This window comes from Variovorax sp. 10L426 (assembly GCF_056395305.1).
The window spans coordinates 167,516-187,301 of record NZ_JBFTJF010000011.1 but is presented as its reverse complement, the minus strand read 5'-3'; the positions used below and the strand labels follow the sequence as shown (position 1 = coordinate 187,301).

The 19,786-nt window shown below is 66.1% G+C and carries 22 protein-coding genes and 1 pseudogene; 10 read left to right on the top strand and 13 right to left on the bottom strand.

Annotated elements, in window-relative coordinates; all coding sequences use genetic code 11:
- Nucleotides 1-35 precede the first annotated feature (35 nt).
- Together amrB and amrS are read left to right on the top strand one after the other, a co-directional pair.
- Entirely contained in the window at nucleotides 36-845 is an 810-nt protein-coding gene (amrB, locus tag AC1DHL_RS17715; protein ID WP_478162802.1) for an AmmeMemoRadiSam system protein B, read from the top strand.
- Nucleotides 842-1,906 carry an AmmeMemoRadiSam system radical SAM enzyme gene (gene amrS / locus AC1DHL_RS17710; RefSeq protein ID WP_478162801.1) on the top strand — a complete coding sequence of 355 codons (1,065 nt, stop codon included), beginning with the start codon at nucleotides 842-844 and terminating at the stop codon, nucleotides 1,904-1,906. The genes amrB and amrS overlap by 4 nt, the downstream gene beginning before the upstream one ends.
- 8 nt (nucleotides 1,907-1,914) lie before the next feature.
- Here the strand turns inward: amrS and amaB are convergent, their stop codons facing one another.
- From amaB to AC1DHL_RS17695, 3 genes are all read right to left on the bottom strand, one after another.
- The gene (amaB, locus tag AC1DHL_RS17705; RefSeq protein WP_478162800.1) at nucleotides 1,915-3,417 is read right to left on the bottom strand and encodes an L-piperidine-6-carboxylate dehydrogenase; all 1,503 of its coding nucleotides are present in this window, start codon (nucleotides 3,415-3,417) and stop codon (nucleotides 1,915-1,917) included.
- On the bottom strand, nucleotides 3,414-4,616 hold the full coding sequence (locus AC1DHL_RS17700) for a saccharopine dehydrogenase family protein (RefSeq protein ID WP_478162799.1): 1,203 nt from the start codon (nucleotides 4,614-4,616) through the stop codon (nucleotides 3,414-3,416). Before AC1DHL_RS17700 ends, amaB begins: the two co-directional genes overlap by 4 nt.
- 227 nt (nucleotides 4,617-4,843) lie before the next feature.
- Complete coding sequence (locus AC1DHL_RS17695) at nucleotides 4,844-5,536, bottom strand: Crp/Fnr family transcriptional regulator (protein WP_478162798.1); 693 nt, start codon at nucleotides 5,534-5,536, stop codon at nucleotides 4,844-4,846.
- Between the two features lie 35 nt (nucleotides 5,537-5,571).
- Here AC1DHL_RS17695 and AC1DHL_RS17690 point away from each other — a divergent pair, with 35 nt between their 5' ends.
- The 7 genes from AC1DHL_RS17690 to AC1DHL_RS17660 all read left to right on the top strand — a co-directional run bounded on the left by AC1DHL_RS17690 (nucleotide 5,572) and on the right by AC1DHL_RS17660 (nucleotide 10,371).
- Nucleotides 5,572-6,708 (top strand): aminotransferase class V-fold PLP-dependent enzyme, encoded by a 1,137-nt coding sequence (locus AC1DHL_RS17690; protein ID WP_478162797.1) that lies wholly within the window; start codon nucleotides 5,572-5,574, stop codon nucleotides 6,706-6,708.
- 8 nt (nucleotides 6,709-6,716) lie between these two features.
- Nucleotides 6,717-7,163: a hypothetical protein gene (locus AC1DHL_RS17685; RefSeq protein WP_478162796.1), complete on the top strand. Its 447-nt coding sequence runs from the start codon at nucleotides 6,717-6,719 to the stop codon at nucleotides 7,161-7,163.
- A 41-nt stretch (nucleotides 7,164-7,204) separates the two neighbouring features.
- Complete coding sequence (locus tag AC1DHL_RS17680) at nucleotides 7,205-8,188, top strand: Bug family tripartite tricarboxylate transporter substrate binding protein (RefSeq protein ID WP_478100803.1); 984 nt, start codon at nucleotides 7,205-7,207, stop codon at nucleotides 8,186-8,188.
- A gap of 14 nt (nucleotides 8,189-8,202) precedes the next feature.
- A complete protein-coding gene (locus AC1DHL_RS17675) occupies nucleotides 8,203-8,586 on the top strand; it encodes a RidA family protein (protein WP_478162795.1) in 384 nt (127 codons plus the stop codon).
- A gap of 28 nt (nucleotides 8,587-8,614) precedes the next feature.
- Nucleotides 8,615-9,394, top strand: coding sequence for a cyclase family protein (locus tag AC1DHL_RS17670; protein WP_478162794.1), 780 nt, complete (start codon nucleotides 8,615-8,617; stop codon nucleotides 9,392-9,394).
- Between the two features lie 294 nt (nucleotides 9,395-9,688).
- Entirely contained in the window at nucleotides 9,689-9,982 is a 294-nt protein-coding gene (locus AC1DHL_RS17665; RefSeq protein WP_478162793.1) for a type II toxin-antitoxin system Phd/YefM family antitoxin, read from the top strand.
- Nucleotides 9,979-10,371: a hypothetical protein gene (locus AC1DHL_RS17660; RefSeq protein WP_478162792.1), complete on the top strand. Its 393-nt coding sequence runs from the start codon at nucleotides 9,979-9,981 to the stop codon at nucleotides 10,369-10,371. Before AC1DHL_RS17665 ends, AC1DHL_RS17660 begins: the two co-directional genes overlap by 4 nt.
- Nucleotides 10,372-10,416: 45 nt before the next feature.
- Here the strand turns inward: AC1DHL_RS17660 and AC1DHL_RS17655 are convergent, their stop codons facing one another.
- From AC1DHL_RS17655 to AC1DHL_RS17640, 4 genes are all read right to left on the bottom strand, one after another.
- Complete coding sequence (locus AC1DHL_RS17655) at nucleotides 10,417-10,707, bottom strand: 2TM domain-containing protein (RefSeq protein WP_478162791.1); 291 nt, start codon at nucleotides 10,705-10,707, stop codon at nucleotides 10,417-10,419.
- Between the two features lie 73 nt (nucleotides 10,708-10,780).
- Nucleotides 10,781-11,776 (bottom strand): ABC transporter substrate-binding protein, encoded by a 996-nt coding sequence (locus tag AC1DHL_RS17650; RefSeq protein WP_478100797.1) that lies wholly within the window; start codon nucleotides 11,774-11,776, stop codon nucleotides 10,781-10,783.
- 145 nt (nucleotides 11,777-11,921) lie between these two features.
- Nucleotides 11,922-12,311, bottom strand: a complete 390-nt coding sequence (locus AC1DHL_RS17645; protein ID WP_478162790.1) for a nuclear transport factor 2 family protein — start codon at nucleotides 12,309-12,311, stop codon at nucleotides 11,922-11,924.
- Complete coding sequence (locus AC1DHL_RS17640; protein WP_478162789.1) at nucleotides 12,308-13,243, bottom strand: SDR family oxidoreductase; 936 nt, start codon at nucleotides 13,241-13,243, stop codon at nucleotides 12,308-12,310. The genes AC1DHL_RS17645 and AC1DHL_RS17640 overlap by 4 nt, the downstream gene beginning before the upstream one ends.
- A gap of 1 nt (nucleotide 13,244) precedes the next feature.
- Between AC1DHL_RS17640 and AC1DHL_RS17635 the strand changes: the two genes are divergently transcribed.
- Nucleotides 13,245-14,219 (top strand): RNA polymerase sigma-70 factor, encoded by a 975-nt coding sequence (locus tag AC1DHL_RS17635; protein WP_478162788.1) that lies wholly within the window; start codon nucleotides 13,245-13,247, stop codon nucleotides 14,217-14,219.
- A gap of 23 nt (nucleotides 14,220-14,242) precedes the next feature.
- On the opposite strand, the gene AC1DHL_RS17630 is transcribed toward AC1DHL_RS17635, so the two are convergent.
- The 6 genes and pseudogenes from AC1DHL_RS17630 to AC1DHL_RS17605 all read right to left on the bottom strand — a co-directional run bounded on the left by AC1DHL_RS17630 (nucleotide 14,243) and on the right by AC1DHL_RS17605 (nucleotide 19,663).
- Nucleotides 14,243-15,268, bottom strand: coding sequence for a LacI family DNA-binding transcriptional regulator (locus AC1DHL_RS17630; RefSeq protein WP_478162787.1), 1,026 nt, complete (start codon nucleotides 15,266-15,268; stop codon nucleotides 14,243-14,245).
- 14 nt (nucleotides 15,269-15,282) lie between these two features.
- Nucleotides 15,283-16,290, bottom strand: coding sequence for a 2-hydroxyacid dehydrogenase (locus AC1DHL_RS17625; protein ID WP_478162821.1), 1,008 nt, complete (start codon nucleotides 16,288-16,290; stop codon nucleotides 15,283-15,285).
- Between the two features lie 60 nt (nucleotides 16,291-16,350).
- Nucleotides 16,351-17,298, bottom strand: a pseudogene (locus tag AC1DHL_RS17620) (sugar kinase); the annotation flags it as partial.
- Nucleotides 17,295-18,041, bottom strand: a complete 747-nt coding sequence (locus tag AC1DHL_RS17615) for a sugar phosphate isomerase/epimerase family protein (protein WP_478162786.1) — start codon at nucleotides 18,039-18,041, stop codon at nucleotides 17,295-17,297. The gene AC1DHL_RS17615 and the pseudogene AC1DHL_RS17620, both read right to left, overlap by 4 nt.
- Before the next feature lie 19 nt (nucleotides 18,042-18,060).
- Nucleotides 18,061-18,840, bottom strand: a complete 780-nt coding sequence (locus AC1DHL_RS17610; RefSeq protein WP_478162785.1) for an amino acid ABC transporter ATP-binding protein — start codon at nucleotides 18,838-18,840, stop codon at nucleotides 18,061-18,063.
- A 25-nt stretch (nucleotides 18,841-18,865) separates the two neighbouring features.
- A complete protein-coding gene (locus tag AC1DHL_RS17605; protein WP_478162784.1) occupies nucleotides 18,866-19,663 on the bottom strand; it encodes a transporter substrate-binding domain-containing protein in 798 nt (265 codons plus the stop codon).
- Nucleotides 19,664-19,786 lie beyond the last annotated feature (123 nt).

Genomic DNA, 19,786 nt, shown 5'->3' with positions numbered 1-19,786 from the left:
CAGCCGCGGAAGGTTCAAATTCAACGACAGGAGTCATGCCCATGCCTGCCGTGCGCCGCGCCGCTGTCGACGGCCTGTTCTACCCCGCCGCGCCCATCGCGCTGCGCGGGCAGATCGCAGGCTATCTGGACGAAGTTGCCGATAGCGAGGGTGCACTCCCCCCACCGAAACTGCTCATCGCGCCGCACGCCGGCTACGAATATTCCGGCCCGATCGCCGCGCGCGCGTATGCCCTGCTCGGACGGCGGCGCGAGCCCGTCATCCGCCGCGTCGTGCTGCTTGGCCCCGCGCATCGCGTGCGGGTGCGCGGCCTCGCTGCCCCAGAGGCCACGGCCTTCGAGACACCGCTGGGCCGCATCCCGCTTGACGCCGAGGCGCTCGCCAGCCTCGACGACCTGCCGCAGGTGATCCGCAACGACGCGGCGCACGAGCGCGAGCATTCGCTCGAAGTCCAGTTGCCATTCCTCCAGGCCGTGCTCGGCCACTTCACGCTCGTGCCGCTGGTGGTTGGCGACGCCGGCGCGGAGGCGGTGGCGCAAGTGCTGGAACGGCTCTGGGGCGGCGCGGAGACGGTGATCGTGATCAGCTCCGACCTGTCGCACTACCTGCCGTACGCCCAGGCCCGCGTCGCCGACCGGGCCACCGCGGAACGCATCCTGCGGCTCGACGCCGGCCTCTCGCCACACGAGGCCTGCGGATCGACGGCAATCAACGGCGCGCTGGTCGCCGCGCGCCGGCAGGGCCTCGCGCCTCGGCTGCTCGACTTGCGCAACTCGGGCGATACCGTCGGCACCCACGACCGCGTGGTCGGCTACTGCTCGATCGCTTTCGAAGCGCTGCCATGACGCCCGGTCGCTGGTGGCACCGGCTCGACGACGGGCGCATCCAGTGCGACCTGTGCCCGCGCGACTGCCGGCTGCACGAAGGCCAGCGCGGGATGTGCTTCGTGCGCCAGCGCGTGGGCGACGCGATGGTGCTCACCACCTACGGGCGCAGTTCGGGCTTCTGCATCGATCCGATCGAGAAGAAGCCGCTCAACCACTTCTTTCCCGGCAGCAGCGTGTTGAGCTTCGGCACGGCGGGCTGCAACCTCGCCTGCAAGTTCTGCCAGAACTGGGACATCTCGAAGAGCCGCGAACTGGACCGGCTGATGGACGCCGCCTCGCCCGAACGAATCGCCGAGGCGGCGCGCGCAAGCGGCGCCGCGAGCGTGGCCTTCACCTACAACGACCCCGTGATCTTTGCCGAGTACGCGATGGACACCGCCGACGCCTGCCACGCGCTCGGCCTGCACAGCGTCGCGGTGACGGCGGGCTACATGCATGCCGAGCCGCGGCGCGCTTTCTACAACCATATGGACGCGGCGAACGTCGACCTGAAAGGCTTCACCGAGCGCTTCTACTTCCAGCAGACCGGCGCCCACCTCGCGCCGGTGCTCGACACGCTGCAGTACCTGCGGTTCGAGACCGACTGCTGGTTCGAGATCACCACGCTGCTGATTCCCGGGCACAACGACAGCGATGCCGAGATCGATGCGATGACGCGCTGGATCACCGACCGGCTCGGGCCGGATGTGCCGCTGCACTTCACGGCATTTCATCCGGACTACAAGATGCTCGACGTCACCCCGACGCCACCGGCCACGCTGACGCGAGCCCGCGCGATCGGGCTCGCCAACGGGCTGCCCCACGTCTACACCGGCAACGTGCACGATGTCGAAGGCGGCACCACCTTCTGCCCGCAATGCCACGAAGCGCTGGTGCGGCGCGACTGGTATCTCGTGCTGGACTGCCAACTCGACGAGCGCGGCATCTGCCCGCATTGCGGCACGCCGATCGCCGGCCGCTTCGGCGCCTTCGAGAAAGGCTTCGGGCGGCGGCGGATTCCGGTGCGGCTGGCTGCGTAGCGAGCAACTCAACCGAACCGGATGCCCTGCGCCAGCGGCAGTTCGGTCGAGAAATTGATGGTGTTGGTGGTGCGCCGCATGTACTGCTTCCACGCGTCGGACCCGCTCTCGCGGTCGCCGCCGGTTTCCTTCTCGCCGCCGAATGCGCCGCCGATCTCCGCGCCGCTCGGGCCGATGTTGACGTTGGCCATGCCGCAGTCGGAACCGGCCGCGGAGATGAAGCGCTCGACCTCGCGCAAGTCATTCGAGAAGATGCACGACGACAGTCCCTGCGGAACATCGTTGTGCATCGCGATCGCCGCGTCGAGATCCTCGTAGCCGAGCACATAGAGCAGCGGACCGAAGGTTTCGCGGCGAACCAGTTCGGTTTGCGTCGGCATTTCCGCGATGGCGGGACGCACGTAGAAGGCCTCGGGGAAGCGGTCGGCCAGCACGCGGTCACCGCCCGTGAGGATGCGGCCGCCCTGTGCCTCGACATCGTCGATGGCGCGCCGCAATGTGTTGTACGCCGCCTCGTCGATCAGCGGGCCGACCAGCGTGCCCTCCTCCAGCGGATGCCCGATGCGCAGGCTTTCATAGGCCGGCAGCAGCTTGGCGATCAGCGCGTCCTTGACGGTGCGATGGACGATGAGCCGGCGCAGCGAGGTGCAGCGCTGGCCGGCAGTGCCCACCGCGCTGAAGAGGATCGCCCGCAGTGCCATGTCGAGATCGGCGGCGGGCGTCACGATCATCGCGTTGTTGCCGCCGAGTTCGAGGATGCGCCGGCCGAAGCGTGCGGCGACGCGCGGACCGACTTCGCGGCCCATGCGCGTGGAGCCGGTCGCGGACACCAGCGCGATGTCGGTGCTGTCGACGAGCGCCTGCGCCTGTGCCGCACGGCCGATGACGATCTGCGCGAGTCCCTCCGGCGCGCGGTCGAATCGCGCCATCGCGCGCTCCAAGGCCCTGAACGTCGCGAGCCCGGACAAGGGCGCCTTCTCCGACGGCTTGAAGATCACCGGGTCGCCGCACACCAGCGCGATGGCTGCGTTCCACGCGAACACCGCGCTCGGAAAGTTGAATGCCGTGATGACCGCCACCGGCCCCAGCGGGTGGTACTGCTCCATGATGCGGTGGCCGGGCCGCTCGGACACGATGGTCTTGCCATAGAGCTGCCGCGACAGGCCGAGCGCGAATTCGCAGATGTCGACGCCCTCCTGCACTTCGCCCAGGCCTTCCTGCGCGATCTTGCCGACCTCGATCGACACGATGTGGCCGATGTCGGCCTTCGCCTTGCGAAGCTCTTCGCCCCACAGGCGAACCAGCTCGCCGCGCGCCGGCGCCGGGACTTCGCGCCAATGGCGGAAGGCGGCAGCCGACCGCCCGATCACGTCGGGCATCGTTGCCATCGGTGTCTCGTGCAGCCGCGCCAGTTCGGCGCCTTCGACGGCCGAGCGCACGGCCAAGGTGCCACCGGACAGTTCGGAGGCGGCGATGCCGCTCCGTTCGAAGACATTTCGCAGGTCGTTCATTCGCTGGGCTCCTTCCTGGCGCGGCGTCGCGCCTGTGGCGGCCAAGTATGAGCGAAGGTCGTGCCGCGGTGCGGGCTGGGCGGTGCCGCGTCGGCGCCCGGTGCGCCCAGCGCGGCATAGCAGCCGCCGACGCGGGTGGCAAGGAAGTCTTCGAGCGACACGTGCTCCTGTCCGACGAATCCACGTGCCGGCAGGCGGCCATTTCGCAGCAACTCGAACACGCCGACCACGCCGGCCGCAGTCGCCAGTTCGATCGCGGTCCGGTCCACGCCGCGCAGCCGGCCGCCGTGGATGCGCGCCATGCGGGTTTCCTGCTCGAAGCGTCCGCCTCGCAGGCCGGATGCCGAAGCGAACACGATCACGACGTCCTCCCGGCTGTGCGGCACGGCTTGTTCGAGCACCTGCCGCAGCAGGTCACGCCGCTCGATCAGGCGCAGGTCGTGCAACAGGAAAGCCATGGCATCGCGGTGGCCGGGATAGCGGATCGTCTTGTAGTCGAGGTTGCGCACCCGCCCGGCCAGTGTCTCGGAGAGCGTTCCGAGCCCGCCGGAGGTGTTGAAGGCTTCGTAGGTGTCGCCGTCGAGCACCAGCGTCTCGTGGCCTTCGAGCGGCTGCACCGACACCGGCCGGCCCTGCGCAATGGCCGCGCACGGCTGGCAGTACTCGTTGATCACGCCATCGATGCTCCAGGTGAAGTTGTACCGCAGGCCGTTGGTCGCATGGCGCGAGAGCGCGCCGACGCGCAGGTGCAGGTCGTAGAGTTCGTCGAAGCGCCCCGCCAGGTGGCCGCCCAGCATGCCGATCACGCCGGGTGCGAGTCCGCTCTGCGGCATCAGCACGGCGTTCGCGCCATCGGCCATGGCACGGATGGCGGTGGTTGCGGCCACGTCTTCGGTCAAGTCGAAGTAGTGCACATCATGGGCGCGGGCCGCGGCTGCAACGCGTGCCGCGAGATAGAAGGGCAAGGCGTTGATTACCACGTCATGGCCAGCCAGAGCCGCAGCGAGTGCCGTGTCGTTCTCGACATCGACGAGCGCGCGCGACACCAGCCGGTCGCCAGGCGCGTGCGGCGGATGGATGCGGTCGGCGAGCGTGACGGGCAGGTGGTGGTACTCGGCCACCATGTCGGCCACCGTGGCCCCTACCTTGCCGGCGCCGAGGACCAGCACCTTGGCGATTCCGAGATTGAGCGTGTTCATGAGGGTCCCTTCCACGGCGTTCGCCGGCAACTGCCCAACTCTAGAGTCGGATGCTGGCAGGCGGAAGCCAGCATTGCGGCGAAGCGCCGCGCCTTTCGGACGAAACGACGGGGCGAATGATCAAAAGGTCGAAAGGTCGGCCGCGAAAAAACTTCAGCCGATGTAAAGCCGTTGACATACGGCGTTCCGGCGCATTCCTAAACTGGCCCACAACCTTTCAAAACGCATCACAGACCCGGCGCACGCCGCCTCAACCCCTGCATATCGCGAATCACGCAATGCGACCTGGCCATCTCGATCAGTCCCTCATCCTGAAGCTGAATCAGCACGTTCGAGGTCATGACGCGGCTGAGGCCGGTGATGTTGGCCATCTCCTGGTGCGTGAAGGAAATGCGGATCGAAACACCGGCCGCCTGCACCTCGCCGTACGTGTCGGCCAGTTGCACCAGATGATGGATCACCCGCTGGGCCGCCGTCGCCTGGCTCAGCAGCAGGTTCTGGTTCGCCAGCACACGCAGCTTGACGCTCATGAGCCACAGCACCTGGCGCAGGCATTCCGGATCGCGCTCCATGCGCTGCAGCAACTGCGCGCGCTCGACCTGGCGCGCGACGACATCCGACGAGGCCACGGCGCTCACCGAGTGCCGGCCGTCGAGGAATGCGCTGCACTCCCCGACCATGCCGTGCGTGCCGACGATGGCCATGTGCTTCTCATGGCCGGCCTCCGACAGCAGCACCAGTCGCACGCGCCCCTCCTCCACCACATACACGTGCGTGACGGGGTCGCCCTGCGAATACAGGGTTTCCCCCTTGCGAAACAACACCGTGGGCGCACTGTCCGCGATCAGTGTGTTCCAACCGAAATGCGGCACCTCGATCCACGCCGAAGGGGATGCTGCCGCGTCGGCATTCTTGTTCATCGCCTCAAGGCCTTGTCGTTGCACAAGGCAAGTTCATGAAACACCCATTCTCTTCGTACCGAAAGCTCTTCCCCATCCTGGACAACGCGATCCAGCTGTCCAGTTGCTCGCAAAGCGCGCTCAGCCTGCCGGTCAAGCGCGCGATCGACGAATACCTCGAAGTCTGGATGCGGCGCGGTGCCGATTGGGGCTACTGGATGGACCAGGTGGCGCTGGCGCGCGCGGAGTTCGCTCGCATGATCCATGCCGATGCTGATGACATCGCCGTGCTGGGCAGCGTGTCGGATGCCGCGTCGAGCATCGCCTCGTCGCTTCGGTTCGAGGGCGATCGCCGCGACATCGTCACCACCACGCTCGACTTCCCGTCGCTCTGTCACGTCTGGCTGGCGCAGCAGCCTCGCGGCGCGCAGGTGCGCTTCGTGCAGGGCCATGCCGGCAGCACGGATGCGACGCGCCGCATCGCGGCAACCATCGACGCGCAGACCGCGCTGGTGTCGGTGTCGCACGCCTGCTTCTACGACGGCCAGATCGTCGACATCGCCGCCACCGGCCGCGAAGCGCGCAGGCGGGGCGCCGTCCAGTTCGTCGACGCGTACCAGTCCGCCGGTTCGATCGCGATCGACGTCCGCGCGCAGGATATCGACATCCTCGCCGCCGGCGCACAGAAGTACCTGCTCGGGATTCCGGGCATCGCCTTCCTCTATGTGCGGCCCGAACTCGCGCGGCACCTCACGCCCACGGTCACCGGCTGGTTCGGCCGCGTGAACCCCTTCGAGTTCGACCCCGGCAAGCTGGATTTCGCCGCCGGCGCCCAGCGCTTCAACACGGGCACGCCGCCCATGATGTGCGCCAGCGTGGCGCGCGCCAGCATCGGCCTGCTCAACGAGATCGGCGTGCCCGCCATCGAGGCGTACCTGGCGCAACTGTCCGAGGTCGCGCTCGAAGAAGCCGCACGCCTGGGATTGTCGGTGGCCAGCCCGGCGACGCCTTCCGCCAAGGGCGCCAATACGGCGGTCCGCATCCCGAATGCCGCGCAGGTCGAGGCACAGATGCTGCAAGCCGGCTACGTCGTCTCGGCGCGCAACGACGTCATTCGCATCGCCCCGCACTTCTACAACACCGCCGACGACGTTGTCGGCGCCCTGCGCGAACTGGCGCGCCTGACACGCTGATGTCCCCAATGTCGACGCTTTCCTTGCCGTCGCATCGCGCCTCGATCGTGTGCCGGGTGTCCGCGGATGTCGCCTTGGCCTTTCTTGCCGACGGCCTTCAGCTCGGGCAATGGGCGATGGGGTGCTGGCAGACGCGCTCCGTCGGCGATGGCGTGGTGCAGGGCCACTCCCTGTTCGACGATCAGCCGAGCTGGGTGCGTCCCGTCGCCGACGCGGCGCGCCTCATGGTCGTCTATCACGTGGGCGGCTCGCCGGAAGCGTTGAGCCCGCGCATCAGCGCCGTGGTCGAACCCGGCACCGCCTTCGGCCAAGGCAACGATTGCTGCCGGATCAGCCTGCTCGCGTCACGCACACCCGGCATGGACGATGACCGGTGGCTGCGCCTCGTGCGCTGCCACGAAGTCGAAGTGCTGTTGATCCACGCACGGCTGGATCTGCAGAAGCACCACGGTTAGCACCCGCCAGTTCTCCGAAAACCACCACGAGGAAGAAAACCATGAACCGACGTCACTTCGGCCAGGCATTCACCGCCGCCCTGCTCGCGCCCGCGCTCTCGTCGCCATTGTTCGCCGCCACGAAGCCCTACACCGGTCCGATCCGCGTGCTGGTGGGGTTTCCTCCGGGCGGCGCCACGGACGTGGTGGCACGCGCCATCGTCGACAAGCTCGGCAAGGCCATGAACGGCCAGGTCTTCATCGTCGACAACAAGCCCGGCGCCGGGGGGCAGATTGCCGCGCAGTTGCTCAAGGCCGCGCCGCCGGACGGCTCGACGATCATGCTGTCGATCGACCACACGCAGGTGATCATTCCTCTGACGGTCGCCGCCGCCGGCTACGACCCGGTGAACGACTTCACCGCGCTGGCTGGCGTGGCGGGCTACTACAACGTGCTCGCCGTCAGCGCCTCCACCGGCGTCAGGGACATGGCCGAACTCCGCGCCTGGGTGAAGGCGCATCCGACCGAGGCCAACTACGGCGTGCCAGCCGCAGGCAGCGTGCCGCAGTTCATCGGCCACATCATCGGCAAGTCCTTCGGCGTCACGATGAACTCGGTGCCCTACAAGGGCGGCGCGCCCATGGTGCAGGACCTGCTCGCCGGCCAGATCCCGATCGGCATCGCCTCGATGACCGAGCTGATCGAATACCACCGCAACGGCAAGGTCCACATCCTGGCCAGCTCGGGCCAGGAGCGCAGCAAGACCGCACCGGAAATCCCGACCTTCCGAGAACTCGGGTTCAGCGGCATCGACAAGAATCCCTGGCTGGCCTTCTTCGGACCGAAGGGCATGTCGCCGGAATTCGTCGAGACCTTCGACCAGGCGATGAAGACCGTGCTGGCGGAGCCCGAACTGCAGGAACGCCTTGCGAAGATGGGCAACGAGGTTGATCCGGCGCCGGCCCGTGAGGTCGCGCAATGGGTGGTCGACACCAACCGCAACTGGAGCAAGGTGATTCGCGAGTCGGGCTTCAAGGCGCAATGACGAGCGCGTCGAACATGGGACGCGAATTCATCCAGAGCGGCTCGCGCTGGGAAGAACTGGCCGGCTACTCGCGCGCGGTGGTCGACGGCGAATGGGTCTTCGTCTCCGGCACGCTGGGGCAGGACTTTGCGACCGGCGAGTTTCCTGCGACGGCGGAGCAGCAGTGCGAGGTCGCCCTCGACACGATCGAGAGCGCCCTCTCGCAGGCGCATTCAAGCCTGGCCGACGTGGTCCGCGTGCGCGTCTACATACCCGACCGTGGCGACGTGGTGGCGGTCAGCCAGGTGCTGCGGCGGCGCCTGGGCAGCAACCGCCCGGCGAACACCACGCTCTGCAGCGCCCTGGCCGTGGAAGGTGCGAAGGTCGAGCTTGAAGTGACCGCGCGGCGCAGCGTTTAATCTCCATTTCTCTTCACAGGACCCACCGATGACTATCCTGACCGAACTGGCCCAGGCCATGCGCAACCAGACGGTTCGCACGATCGACCTGACGCACACCTTGAGCGAAGACTTCCCCGCCTTGCAACTGCCGCCGCAGTTCGGCCAGGTCTCGCCGTTCAAGATGGAGCGCATCTCCCATTACGACGAAGCGGGCCCCGGCTGGTACTGGAACAACTTTTCATGCGGCGAGCACACCGGTACGCATTTCGATGCGCCCGCGCACTGGGTCACGGGCAAGGACCACCCGCGCAATACCGTCGACACCATCGCGCCCGACAACTTCATCGCGCCCGCCGTGGTCATCGACGCCAGCGTGGAGGTCGCGGACAACCCCGACTGGCTGCTCACCGTCGAGTTCCTCGAGGCCTGGGAATCCACCCACGGCCGGATTCCCGAAGGTGCCTGGGTGCTGTTCCGCACCGACTGGTCCAAGCGGCTCAGCGACCCGGCCGCCTTCGTCAACATGCGCGAAGACGGCGCGCACACGCCGGGCCCGACCCAGGCGGCGGTCGAGTGGCTGATCCGCGAGCGGAACGTGCATGGGTTCGGCGTCGAGACCATCAACACGGATGCCGGCCAGTCGTACGGCTGGCCGCTGGCCTACCCCTGCCACACGCTGATGCATGGCGCCAACCGATATGGGCTTCAGTGCCTGAAGAATCTGGATCAGCTTCCTCCCACCGGGGCGCTGATCGTGTCGGCGCCGCTGAAGATCCAGGAAGGCTCGGGCAGTCCGTTGCGCGTGCTCGCGCTGGTCGAGGCTTAGCGCGCCCGAGCCGCCGCGCACACGGGGCGCCGATCAAGCTAGGCCCTACCCAGTACCGCAGCCGGATTGGGAAGACCAGGTGGCCGCGGTGAACCAGCCCTGACCCGACGCACGGCGGGCTTCTCCGCAGCCAGTCTCTTGACGGCGGATGCGCAGTCTCTGCCGGATTGGGCGGGCCAGGTTGCCCCTGGACCCAACGTGAAGAGCTTCTGAGCCAGAGCTCCGGCGGCGATTGCAGGGAGCAGATTTCGCTGCTAGAGTGGTATTAATGCAAACCTTAACGGATACTGCAATATGCCATTGAGAGCATCAGACATTGTTCCCATCAGCGAAGCGCGCGCCCGGCTCACCGAGTTGGCCGAAGACGTGGTCGGCAGCGGCTCAGAGAAGGTATTGACCAAGAACGGGGCGAGCTACGTTGCCTTGGTCGATGCACGCCGGCTGGACTACTACCATGCCCTCGAGTCGGAGCACGCCAACCTCGTGCTTGCTGAAGACGCCATCGCCGGCCTGCGGCAGGCCTTGGCGGGGCAGTTCGTGTCTGACGAGGAACTGGACCAGGCCCTCGGCGTCGCATCGGCGCCGTGAGCATTCCCGTCAACGCAAGGGTTCGGGCGGTTCCGAACTTTCTGGTGTGCCTGCACGCTGCACGTAGCTTCATGGAGGAACAGGACGCGGCTTCTGCGCCGGCGCGCTTCAAGAAATTGCAGGCTGAAGTGGTCAAAGCGCGGGCACTTCTCTCGTTCGCGCCCACAAGCGGCCGACCCGCTCGGTTCCTAGACGCCAGGTCGGGCTGGGGGCAATTTCAAGCTGAGCAGGCAAGGCAAGTTGCCCGAGCACTTGGCCAGCCCGAGCTGCGGGAGCTGGTGCTGGCTCGCCACGTAGTGCTCTACGCTCATTCCGAGCGAGAAGTGGCGTTGCTCTCAATACGGCACGAGCGCCAGTTGGGTTATGGATTGGCCAAGCCATCCACCTGACGAGCACTAAGGAAAACATGACCGGCAAGAGCCGGCCATCAGGCGTCACCGACGGTCACCGCCCCGCAGCGACTTGCGCTCGCGCTCAAGCACCCGCTCGTAGAGGCCCCCGCCCGGCGCGACAAGGAATACCACCGCGCCGTGTATCAGGAGCCCCAGGCCCCAGCCGAGGAGCGGGTACACATACCAGTTCTGCCCGCGCGAAGAAGCCAACAGAATGAGGAGCAGGTTCACCAGAACGTACACGAACGCATGGATGTACCAACCCATCTTGGCGCTGGCGCGACGGCGAGCAAGTCGCTCCAGCTGGTCATGGTCGGCGGAGGCATTTCTCATGATGCGACCTCTCAGGGGGAAGCAGATTCCTCAAGTGGAACAGGTTTCGGCACAGCATGCCTCAACGAGAGACTCACGATATGACCTGGTCGGCCCGAAGGAGCGCGCTCTGCGGGATGGTCAAGCCAATGGTTCTGGCAACCTTCAGATTGACAACGAACTCAACCTTCGTTGGCAGCTCCATCGGCAGGTCGCCGGGCTTTGCGCCATTGAGTATCTGCACCCCGATCTCCGCCACGCGTCGGAAGATCGCCGCATAGTCCGGGCCGTATGACAGGAGAGCTCCAAAGCGATTGCCTGCCATCACAGGCACCCGATTCGCTGCCTCGAAGGCAAGCCAGTCATCCTGCAGCTTCGCGTTGATCTGGTTGGGTCCCAGGAGTACTCCGTCGGCTCGTTGCCTCTCGATCAACGCGACCGCCGCCGAGAAATCTGCGGACGCGTTGATGTCCAGGGGGATGAGGGTGACTCCAACCGATCGCGCGCTTTCACGGTAGCTCTCGAAAGCCGCATCAATACTTGCGCTGCTGAGGCCCGACAGCCGCCCGCATTCCGGGCATCGGGCCAATGCGATCTTGGAGACGGTGGGGACCGCGGCCTTGAACAGCTCGACTCGCTTTGGCATGAGGTCGGAGTTGAAGTTTGAAATCCCAGTGACCTGGCCGCCCGGATGTGCGAAGCTCTCGACCAGACCCGTATGCAGCGGGTCGAAGATTCCGAACGTGACTACTGGGATGTTACGGCTTGCCTCGACCACGGCGTGTGCCGCCGTCGAAGTGCCGGTAACGACCAGGTCGACACCCTTGTCCCGCATCTCTGCAGCGAACTCCGCGTAGCGTTCATTCTTTCCCTCCGCGTAGCGCCAATCGATTGTCAGGTTCCTACCTTCCACGAAGCCGAGCTCAACCAGTCGATTGATGAACGCCGCCAAGTACCGGTCCTCGTCCGCAGTGTTCTTTGCCGTGTATCCGAACCAGGCGATGTGATACGTCCGCCCCGGAACCTGGGCCAGCGCCGTCGTCCCAAGGGCACACGCGAGGCCAGAGATGATTCGACGACGCCCAATCATGTCCCACCTCCCAGCATCTTGAGCCCGTCCCCGAATTGGGTGGCGGCGATACTGAATCATGCCTACCCCGATACGTTCGGGTCAAGGACGGCGATGGAGTCAGCTGCAATTCTGCGAAGGCGATCGAGCGTCCCCAACGAGTCCGTCACTTGCCCGCCTGAAGCCTCGCCGTCATCTTCTGCTGCACCACGCCGATCGCCTTCAGTGGCCTGACCATCACCTTGAAGTCGACGATCTGGCCAGCGGCATTCCATTTGACGATGTCCACCGCGTTGATGGTCACGCCATCGATGTCGCTCTCGAACTCAAGCATCGCGTCCTTCTCGCCGAAGAGCTTGCGAACGACGTGGAAGGTCGGGTTGAAGAACACGTGCAGCGCGGCGTCCAGGTAACGCGTCGCGAGTTCCTTGCCGCGTTGCGGCGAGTGGACGACGGGAGAGTGGAACACCACGTCGTCGGCGAGCAGGTCTCGCAGACCGCTCGGATCTTGAGTAACGACGATGCGATGCCAGGTGTCGAGTGGGTTGGTAGTCAATTTGCGCCTCTTTCATCGGGAGTGAATGCGGTTGCAGGCAGTGGCGCTCGCCTGACCCTGCCTTTGGGTTCGTCGATGTTGGCGGCGAGCCATTCACGCCAGGCAGCGGTCCCCTTGCGGCCGTGCGCTTCGGCAAAGCCCAGCCGGACCGCCGTCTGTGGGGCGACATCGAAGCCGACCACGCGCTTGTTCAGTCGGCGTGCTTGCAGATATTGGCGGGCAAGCTCCGAGAGCTGCAGTGCTGACGGCCCGCCGATCTCGTCACGCACACCGCGCCTGCCGTCGTCGACGCACTCGATGAGATACGACGCGACATCGGCGGTGTCCACCGCGTCCATGATGACGTTGGGAACGATCCACCAAGGCATCCATCGTATGCTGGCAAAGAGACGCGCCAGCAGGTAATAAAACGGGCCGGCGCGCACCACGGACCACGGAACATCCGATTGCCGAACCAGTGTTTCGCCTTGTAGCTTCACCTTGCTATAAGGAAGCGAAGCAGCCTCGCTGAGGCCGACGATGGACACGTGCAGAAAATGCTGCACCCCGGCATTCCGGCATTCATGCAGCAGCAGCCCCGTTCCGCCCACGTCCACCGCTGAAGGCGTGGTGAAGAAGTCCACCAGTCGGATCCGGCCGCGCTGGGCGATCGGAGAGAAGGTCGCAGCGTTGATGACGGTGGTCACGCCATGAAGCGCTTCGCGCAAGCCGGCGCCCGTCGCAAGATCACCGCGGGTCCATTCGACCCGTGGGTCGTCGCCCGGCAGCCTGGCCAAGACTCGTACCTGTTTGCCCCGGGCCAGCAGTTGGCCCACGATGTCACGGCCGAGATGGCCGGTACCGCCCGTGACGAGAATGCGCTGTTCATCTGTGCTGGTGTGCTCAAGCATATTTCCTTCCCACGTCAATGGTTGATTGAAGTCGCTATACATCGTGAAACCCCTCGGCGATGAGCCTCATCGAACAAGACGTTTGAGGTTCCGGTTTCGTCACCACCGCGTGCCGAGTCACCGTCCACGACTGTTCACTGCGATGACGGATACCCAGACTTTTTTGAACCTGCGGTCACGCCTATTCGGTATTGCTTACCGGATGTTGGGAACACGGCAGGAGGCTGAAGACGCCGTGCAGGAGGTCTACCTCAGGTGGCGTCAGGCCGAAACCAGCCGCGTGCGCTCGCCCGAAGCGTGGCTGGTGAGCGTGACGACGCGCTTGTGCATCGATCGCCTGCGGACCTTGAAAGTGGAACGAGAGTCCTACGTCGGGCCGTGGTTGACAGAGCCCATCGTTGCGGAGGTGGCATCGCCCGAGACCGAGCTGGAGAAGGCCCAGCACTTGTCCATCGCCTTTCTGTTGATGCTCGAGCGATTGAGCCCGGATGAGCGCGCTTCATTCCTGCTTCACGAAGTGCTCGATTACAACTACACCGATGTCGCCGACGCCCTTCAACGCAGTGAGGGCGCATGCCGCCAGCTGGTGTATCGGGCGAGGCAACGCTTGGGCGAGCCGCGCGGACGCTTTCGAGCGTCGCCGGCACAGCATCGCTGGCTGGTGGAGCAGTTCGTGGCGGCCACGACGAGCGGCGACATCGACCGCATCGTCGCGCTGCTGTCTAACGATGCGCAGGTCGTGGCAGACGGTGGCGGCAATGCGCGCGTCGTGCTCAAGCCCTTGCATGGAGCAGAGCGCATCGCGCGGCTCTTCCACGTGATCGCCCGTCAAGTTTCCGCGCATGCCGCGCGGCTCGACTATCGCCCGGTGCGCGTCAACGGCGAGTTGGGACTGCTTCGCTTCTTCAACGGTACGCTGCATTCAGTGCTGGCGTTCGAGACGAACGAGGATCGAATCTCGTCGATCAGCATCGTGGCGAATCCGGCAAAGATTGGTGAGGCGGTCCTGTTGACGTGAATGACGGCTTCCACAGTCTGCCCTCAAGCCTGGCTCGACGACCCTCGAATCACCAGTTCGCCCGGCAGCAAGAGTTGCCGTGGCGGCCCTTCGAGGCCCTGCAGCCGTTCGATCAGGCAGGCGGCGGCAGTACGTCCGATCGCGTCGGTGGGTTGTGCGACGGCGGTCAGGCCGGGCCCGATCAGCGGCGCCCAGTCGGGATCGTCGAAGCCGACAAATCCGATGTCCGCGCCGAAACTCAGCCCCAGCCGTGCCATGGCCGTCGCCACGCGCAGCGTCACGACCGCGTTGCCGGCCAGCACGGCGGCGCGGCGGCCACGTCGGGCACGCTTGTGCAACGCGCGCAATGCGGTATCGAGGCTTTCGCTGTCGTCGCCCGTGCATTCGAAAACCTCACCGGCCACGCGCGGCTCGTGCGCTTTCATGCAGGCGCCGAACGCCGCCGAACGCTCACGCCGCGAACTCACGCCCTTCAGCGGTTCGGTGATGTAGAGCAGTTCGCGGAATCCGCCGTCCACGAGATGGCTGCATGCCGACTTCATCGCGGCCACGTTGTCCAGCGACACGAAATCGGTATGCATGCCGGCGTGACGACGGTCCACCAGCACCGCCGGCTTGCCGTGCAGCGCATCGGCATCGACCAGCCCGGCACCACGACCCAGCGTGTTGAGGATGAAGCCGTCGACCTGGTAGCCAGTCAGCGCATCGATGGCCTCGCGCTCGCGATCGATATCGTTGCCCAGGTTGAAGAGCATCACGAGGTAGCCGGCGTCCTGGCAGGCCTTCTCGGCACCGCGCAGCACGGCCACCGAGTACGGATTGGTGATGTCGGCCACGATCAGGCCGATGAGCCGCGATCGGCCGCGGCTCAGCGCCTGCGCCATCGGGCTCGGCGTGTAGTCGAGTTGGGCGACCGCGGCTTCGACGCGCGCCGCGATGTCCGGACTCAGCAGTCGCTCGCGATGGTTGAGGAAGCGCGAGACGGTGGCCTTCGACACGCCGGCCGCCTTGGCCACGTCGGCAATGGTCGCGCGCCCCGTTCGCTGCATGGGATTTCGTGCGTTCAAGCCGAAGCCGTGTCGTAGACGGCGAGCGGCCGCTCACCGGCCAAGGCACGCAGCAGATTGGTCGTCGCAAGCTCGGCCATGGCGTGGCGCGTCTCGTGCGTGGCCGAGCCGATGTGCGGCAACGGCGTCACGCGAGGATGCGTACGCAGCGGCGAATCCATGGGCAGCGGCTCCGTCGCGAACACGTCGAGGCCGGCGGCGCGCAGCGTGCCGTGATCGAGCGCCGCGAGCAGCGCGTCTTCGCGCACCGTGGCGCCTCGTCCGCCGTTGATGAAGATGGCGCCAGGCTTCATCGCGCCGAACACCTTGGCGTCGATCATGTCGCGCGTGCTGTCCGACAAAGGCAGCATGGCGACGACGAAGTCGGACTGCGCGAGCAGCGCGTCAAGCGGCGTGTGGATTGCGCGTCCTTGCAGTTCCGGCGCCTGCGTTGCGAGATCCACCGGCCGGCGCGCGTGATAGAGCACAGGCATGCCGAAGCCCAGGGCCGCGCGCCGCGCGATCGCCTGGCCGATGCGGCCGAAGCCCAGCAGGCCCAGCGTCTTGCCGTGCACGTCGAAGCCGAACAGGTCTTCGCCGATGTTCTTCGTCCAGGCACCCTCGCGCACGAGGCTCGACAGGTCGACGACGCGGCGACTGGTCGCCATCAGCAATGCAAAGACGGTGTCCGCCACGGTCTCATCGAGGACGCCGGGCGTGTGGCACAGCATGATCCCGCGCGCGTGCAGCGACGCCAGCGCGTAGTTGTCTACACCGACCGAGACGCTGGACACGACTTCGAGCCGCGGCGCTCGCGAGAGCAGCGCATCGTCGACCGGATAGCTGGAACCGATCAGGCCCTGCGCGTGCGGCAGCGCTGCATCAAATGCATCACGCTGTGCGGCCTCGCGCGGATTGGCGACCGTGACATCGTGCGCGGCCTGCAGTCGGGCCAGTTGATCGTCGGGGAGTTCGCGAAAGACGAGGATCTTCTTGCGAGTCCAGCCGCCGCCGGGCCGCCCCAAGGCGGCTGCGGCCCCCTCGGGGGGCAGCGATGACGCGAAGCGCTGAGCGTGGGGGCCTTCGATGCCAGCCTCTTCGAGTTGCATGCGGGTCGGCAGTCCTTCGGTATCGCCGAGCACCTGCACGGCACGCGCGCCGATCCAGGCCCCGCGCCGGACCGCTTCGGGCACCGACTTGCCTTCGAGCAGCGCGCTGACCACGCCGGCCGCGAAGCCGTCGCCGGCACCCACGGTATCGACGACTTTCTTGACCGGAAAGCCTTCGACGCGCCCCGTGCTCGCGACATCGCTGTCGTAGTAGGCACCCTCGGCACCGAGCTTCACCACGACCAGCTTCGCGCCGAGCTTCCGATAGAAATGCGCCACGCCTTCGGGCGTACTTTCGCCGGTGAGGATCAGGCCCTCCTCCATGCCGGGCAGCACCCAGTCGGCGCGCGACGCGAGATCGTTGATCCAGTGCCGCATCGTCTCGGCCGACGACCACAGCGTCGGCCGCAGGTTCGGGTCGAAGGAAATGGTGCGACCCGCGCTGCGCATCACGTCCATCGACTTGATCGCCGCCTGCAGGCTGGTGTCGGAAATCGCCGCGAACACACCCGTCGCGTGCAAATGGCGCGCGGAGCGCAGCCAGTTCTCATCGACATCCCCGGGGCCCATGTGGCTGGCGGCCGATCCCTTGCGGTGGTATTCGACCGGCGGATCGCTGCCGTCGGTCACGCGGCCCTTGAACTGGAAGCCGGTGCGCTGCGTCGCGTCGGTGATCACGTGCGAGCAGTCGATGCCTTCGCCCTGCATGGTGGCGAGCAGCGCGCGACCCATCGAGTCGGTGCCGAGCCGGCTGGCCCAGCCGACCTTGAGGCCGAGGCGCGAGAGGCCGATCGCCACGTTGGTCTCGGCGCCGGCCGTGCGTTTGTGAAAGGCGGTGGCGTTTTCGATCGGGCCGGGCTGGTCGGCCACCAGCAGCAGCATGGCTTCGCCGAACAGCGCGACGTCGAAGGAAGGATTCGTCATGAAGTGGCTCGCAAAGAGCGGATGTGCGCGATCTGGTCGCGCGTGACGGCCAGCAGGTCGTCTCCGATCAGGGGATATTCGATGGCGTGCGGCACGTCGGCCGGCAGAGCGCGCAACACGGCGCGCCAGGGCGCCGCGGAGTCCGCGAGCGGCACCGCCACCCACTTGGCCGGCAACCGCTGCGCGCCCTTGCAATGCACGTAGCGCACACGGCGGCCCAGCACCTGGGCAGCCTGCAGGGGGCATTCGCCAACCCAGTGCCAGTTGCCCATGTCGAAGGTCATGCCCAGGTCGAGCCCGGCATGGTCGGCGGCGTCGAAGAAGGCCTGCAGCGCGGGCAGCGTCCCGGCGGAAACGGTCTGGTCGTTCTCGATCACGAGTTCGATGCGCGTTTCGGCGAGTTGCACCTTGAGGCCCCACAGCGAGCCGTGCGACGACGGGCGGAAGTCGCCGATCGACATCTTCAGCCGCTTGGCGCCGAGCGTGGTCGCGGCCGCGATGCCGCGACCGAGCGCCGCACTGTCGAGCCAGCCCCCTTCGGCCCAGAGGCCTTCAGGGCTGGAATAGACAGATGCAAGACCAGCCATCGCTGGCAACTCCGTCGCCGGATCGCGCAGCAACTCGCCGCGCACTTCGACGCTGTCGGCGCCAGCTGCCTTGGCGAGCTGCGCGCACCAGAGCTGGCCGTGGCGGCCGGTCTCGGCGGCGCCGAACGATGAGAGAGAAATCAATACCTGCGTCATACCGTTGGTGATCGACGCCTCAGTGCGCCTGGTGCGAACTCAGGATTTGCCCCAGGAACTGGCGCGTCTTTTCGTTTTTCGGATTGCCGAAGAACTCGGCCGGCGGCCCCTGCTCGATGATCTTTCCGTCGGCCATGAAGATCACGCGATCGGCCACGCTGCGGGCAAAGCCCATCTCGTGCGTCACGCAAAGCATCGTCATGCCGTCTTCAGCCAAGCCGATCATGGTGTCGAGCACTTCCTTGACCATCTCCGGGTCGAGCGCCGAAGTGGGCTCGTCGAACAGCATGATCTTGGGCGACATGCACAGCGCGCGCGCGATGGCCACACGCTGCTGCTGGCCGCCGGAGAGCTGGCTCGGGTACTTGTGCGCCTGCTCGGGAATGCGCACGCGGGTGAGGTACTTCATCGCAACCTCTTCCGCCTGCGTCTTCGACATGCCGCGCGAGCGCATCGGCGCCAGCGTGCAGTTCTGCAGGATGGTGAGGTGCGGGAACAGATTGAACTGCTGGAACACCATGCCGACTTCGGCCCGCACCGCATCGACGTTCTTGCCGCCGGCGGTGAGATCGATGCCGTCGACCACGATGCGGCCCTTCTGCACCGTCTCGAGCCGGTTGATGCAGCGGATCAGCGTCGACTTGCCCGAGCCCGAAGGCCCGCAGATCACGATGCGCTCGCCGGTACGCACCGAAAGGTCGATGTGGGTCAGCACCTGGAAGGTGCCGTACCACTTGTTCACCGCCTCCATTTGGATGATCGATTCCGAGCCCGCGTGGGTCGTAACTGCGTCGGTCATGGGTGTTCCCTGAAAGGCCAGGCGCTTACTGGAGTTTGGGCAGGTCGGTTTGGAGCCACTTCTGGTAGAGCTTGTTGAGCTCGCCATTGGCTGTGTTCTTCTGGATGAACTCGTTCACGTTCTTCTGCAAGTCTTCCTGGCCCGGGCGCATCGCGATGCCCATGTTCTGCTGCACCAGCGTGAACTTGTTCTCAAAGGTGTTGGCCGGTACGCGCTTGGCGATCTGCGCGGCGACCGTGGTGGAAGCGCCAATGGCGTCGACCTGCCCCGACATCAGCGCCTGCATGGCCGACGCGTCGTCGTCGAAGCGGCGGATCTCGGTGCCTTCGGGCGCTGCCTTGGTCACGGCCACGTCCTGCGTGCTGGCGCGGGCCACGCCGACGCGCACGCCCTTGAGGTCGGCTGCGCTCTTGATGGGCGTGCCGGTCTTGCCGTAGAGCACGATGGTCGCTGCCGCATAGGGCTGCGAGAACTGGACCTGCTTGGCGCGCTCGGGCGTCACGGCCAGCGAGGCGACGAGGAGGTCGACCTTGTTCGTGAGCAGGAAGGGAATGCGGTTCGGACCGGTGACCGGCACGATGTTGGCCTTCACGCCCCAGTCCTTGGCCAGCAGCTTGGCGACGTCGGCGTCGTAGCCGTCGGGCTGATTCTTCGCATCAGTGGTGCCGTAGGGCGGGAAGTCGACCAGCATGCCGATGGTGATCTCACCCTTCTTCTTGATGTCGGCCACCGTCTGGGCCGTTGCGAAGGGGGCGAATACGGTCAGCGCGGCGCCCAGGCCCAGGGCTGCAATAGCAGCGCGGCGGGTGGTGGAACGGATCATGTCAAAGCTCCTTGATTGAACGAACGAGAGAAGAATGGAATTCGGGAAACACCGCGGAACCGGCTTTGCCGGGCCGCTGGTGTTGCCCCCGGCGAGGGGGTTTGCGCAGCGACACGAAGTGCG

Bases quoted from the DNA above. Each gene is read 5' to 3' on its own strand.
- AC1DHL_RS17655 (WP_478162791.1), bottom strand. From the start codon at position 10,707: ATGAGAAATGCCTCCGCCGACCATGACCAGCTGGAGCGACTTGCTCGC.
- AC1DHL_RS17610 (WP_478162785.1), bottom strand. From the start codon at position 18,840: ATGACCGACGCAGTTACGACCCACGCGGGCTCGGAATCGATCATCCAA.
- AC1DHL_RS17630 (WP_478162787.1), bottom strand. From the start codon at position 15,268: ATGCAGCGAACGGGGCGCGCGACCATTGCCGACGTGGCCAAGGCGGCC.
- AC1DHL_RS17675 (WP_478162795.1), top strand. From the start codon at position 8,203: ATGGGACGCGAATTCATCCAGAGCGGCTCGCGCTGGGAAGAACTGGCC.
- AC1DHL_RS17605 (WP_478162784.1), bottom strand. From the start codon at position 19,663: ATGATCCGTTCCACCACCCGCCGCGCTGCTATTGCAGCCCTGGGCCTG.
- AC1DHL_RS17665 (WP_478162793.1), top strand. From the start codon at position 9,689: ATGCCATTGAGAGCATCAGACATTGTTCCCATCAGCGAAGCGCGCGCC.
- AC1DHL_RS17685 (WP_478162796.1), top strand. From the start codon at position 6,717: ATGTCGACGCTTTCCTTGCCGTCGCATCGCGCCTCGATCGTGTGCCGG.
- AC1DHL_RS17670 (WP_478162794.1), top strand. From the start codon at position 8,615: ATGACTATCCTGACCGAACTGGCCCAGGCCATGCGCAACCAGACGGTT.
- amrB (WP_478162802.1), top strand. From the start codon at position 36: ATGCCCATGCCTGCCGTGCGCCGCGCCGCTGTCGACGGCCTGTTCTAC.
- AC1DHL_RS17615 (WP_478162786.1), bottom strand. From the start codon at position 18,041: ATGACGCAGGTATTGATTTCTCTCTCATCGTTCGGCGCCGCCGAGACC.
- AC1DHL_RS17680 (WP_478100803.1), top strand. From the start codon at position 7,205: ATGAACCGACGTCACTTCGGCCAGGCATTCACCGCCGCCCTGCTCGCG.
- AC1DHL_RS17700 (WP_478162799.1), bottom strand. From the start codon at position 4,616: ATGAACACGCTCAATCTCGGAATCGCCAAGGTGCTGGTCCTCGGCGCC.
- AC1DHL_RS17650 (WP_478100797.1), bottom strand. From the start codon at position 11,776: ATGATTGGGCGTCGTCGAATCATCTCTGGCCTCGCGTGTGCCCTTGGG.
- amaB (WP_478162800.1), bottom strand. From the start codon at position 3,417: ATGAACGACCTGCGAAATGTCTTCGAACGGAGCGGCATCGCCGCCTCC.
- amrS (WP_478162801.1), top strand. From the start codon at position 842: ATGACGCCCGGTCGCTGGTGGCACCGGCTCGACGACGGGCGCATCCAG.
- AC1DHL_RS17690 (WP_478162797.1), top strand. From the start codon at position 5,572: ATGAAACACCCATTCTCTTCGTACCGAAAGCTCTTCCCCATCCTGGAC.
- AC1DHL_RS17695 (WP_478162798.1), bottom strand. From the start codon at position 5,536: ATGAACAAGAATGCCGACGCGGCAGCATCCCCTTCGGCGTGGATCGAG.
- AC1DHL_RS17640 (WP_478162789.1), bottom strand. From the start codon at position 13,243: ATGTATAGCGACTTCAATCAACCATTGACGTGGGAAGGAAATATGCTT.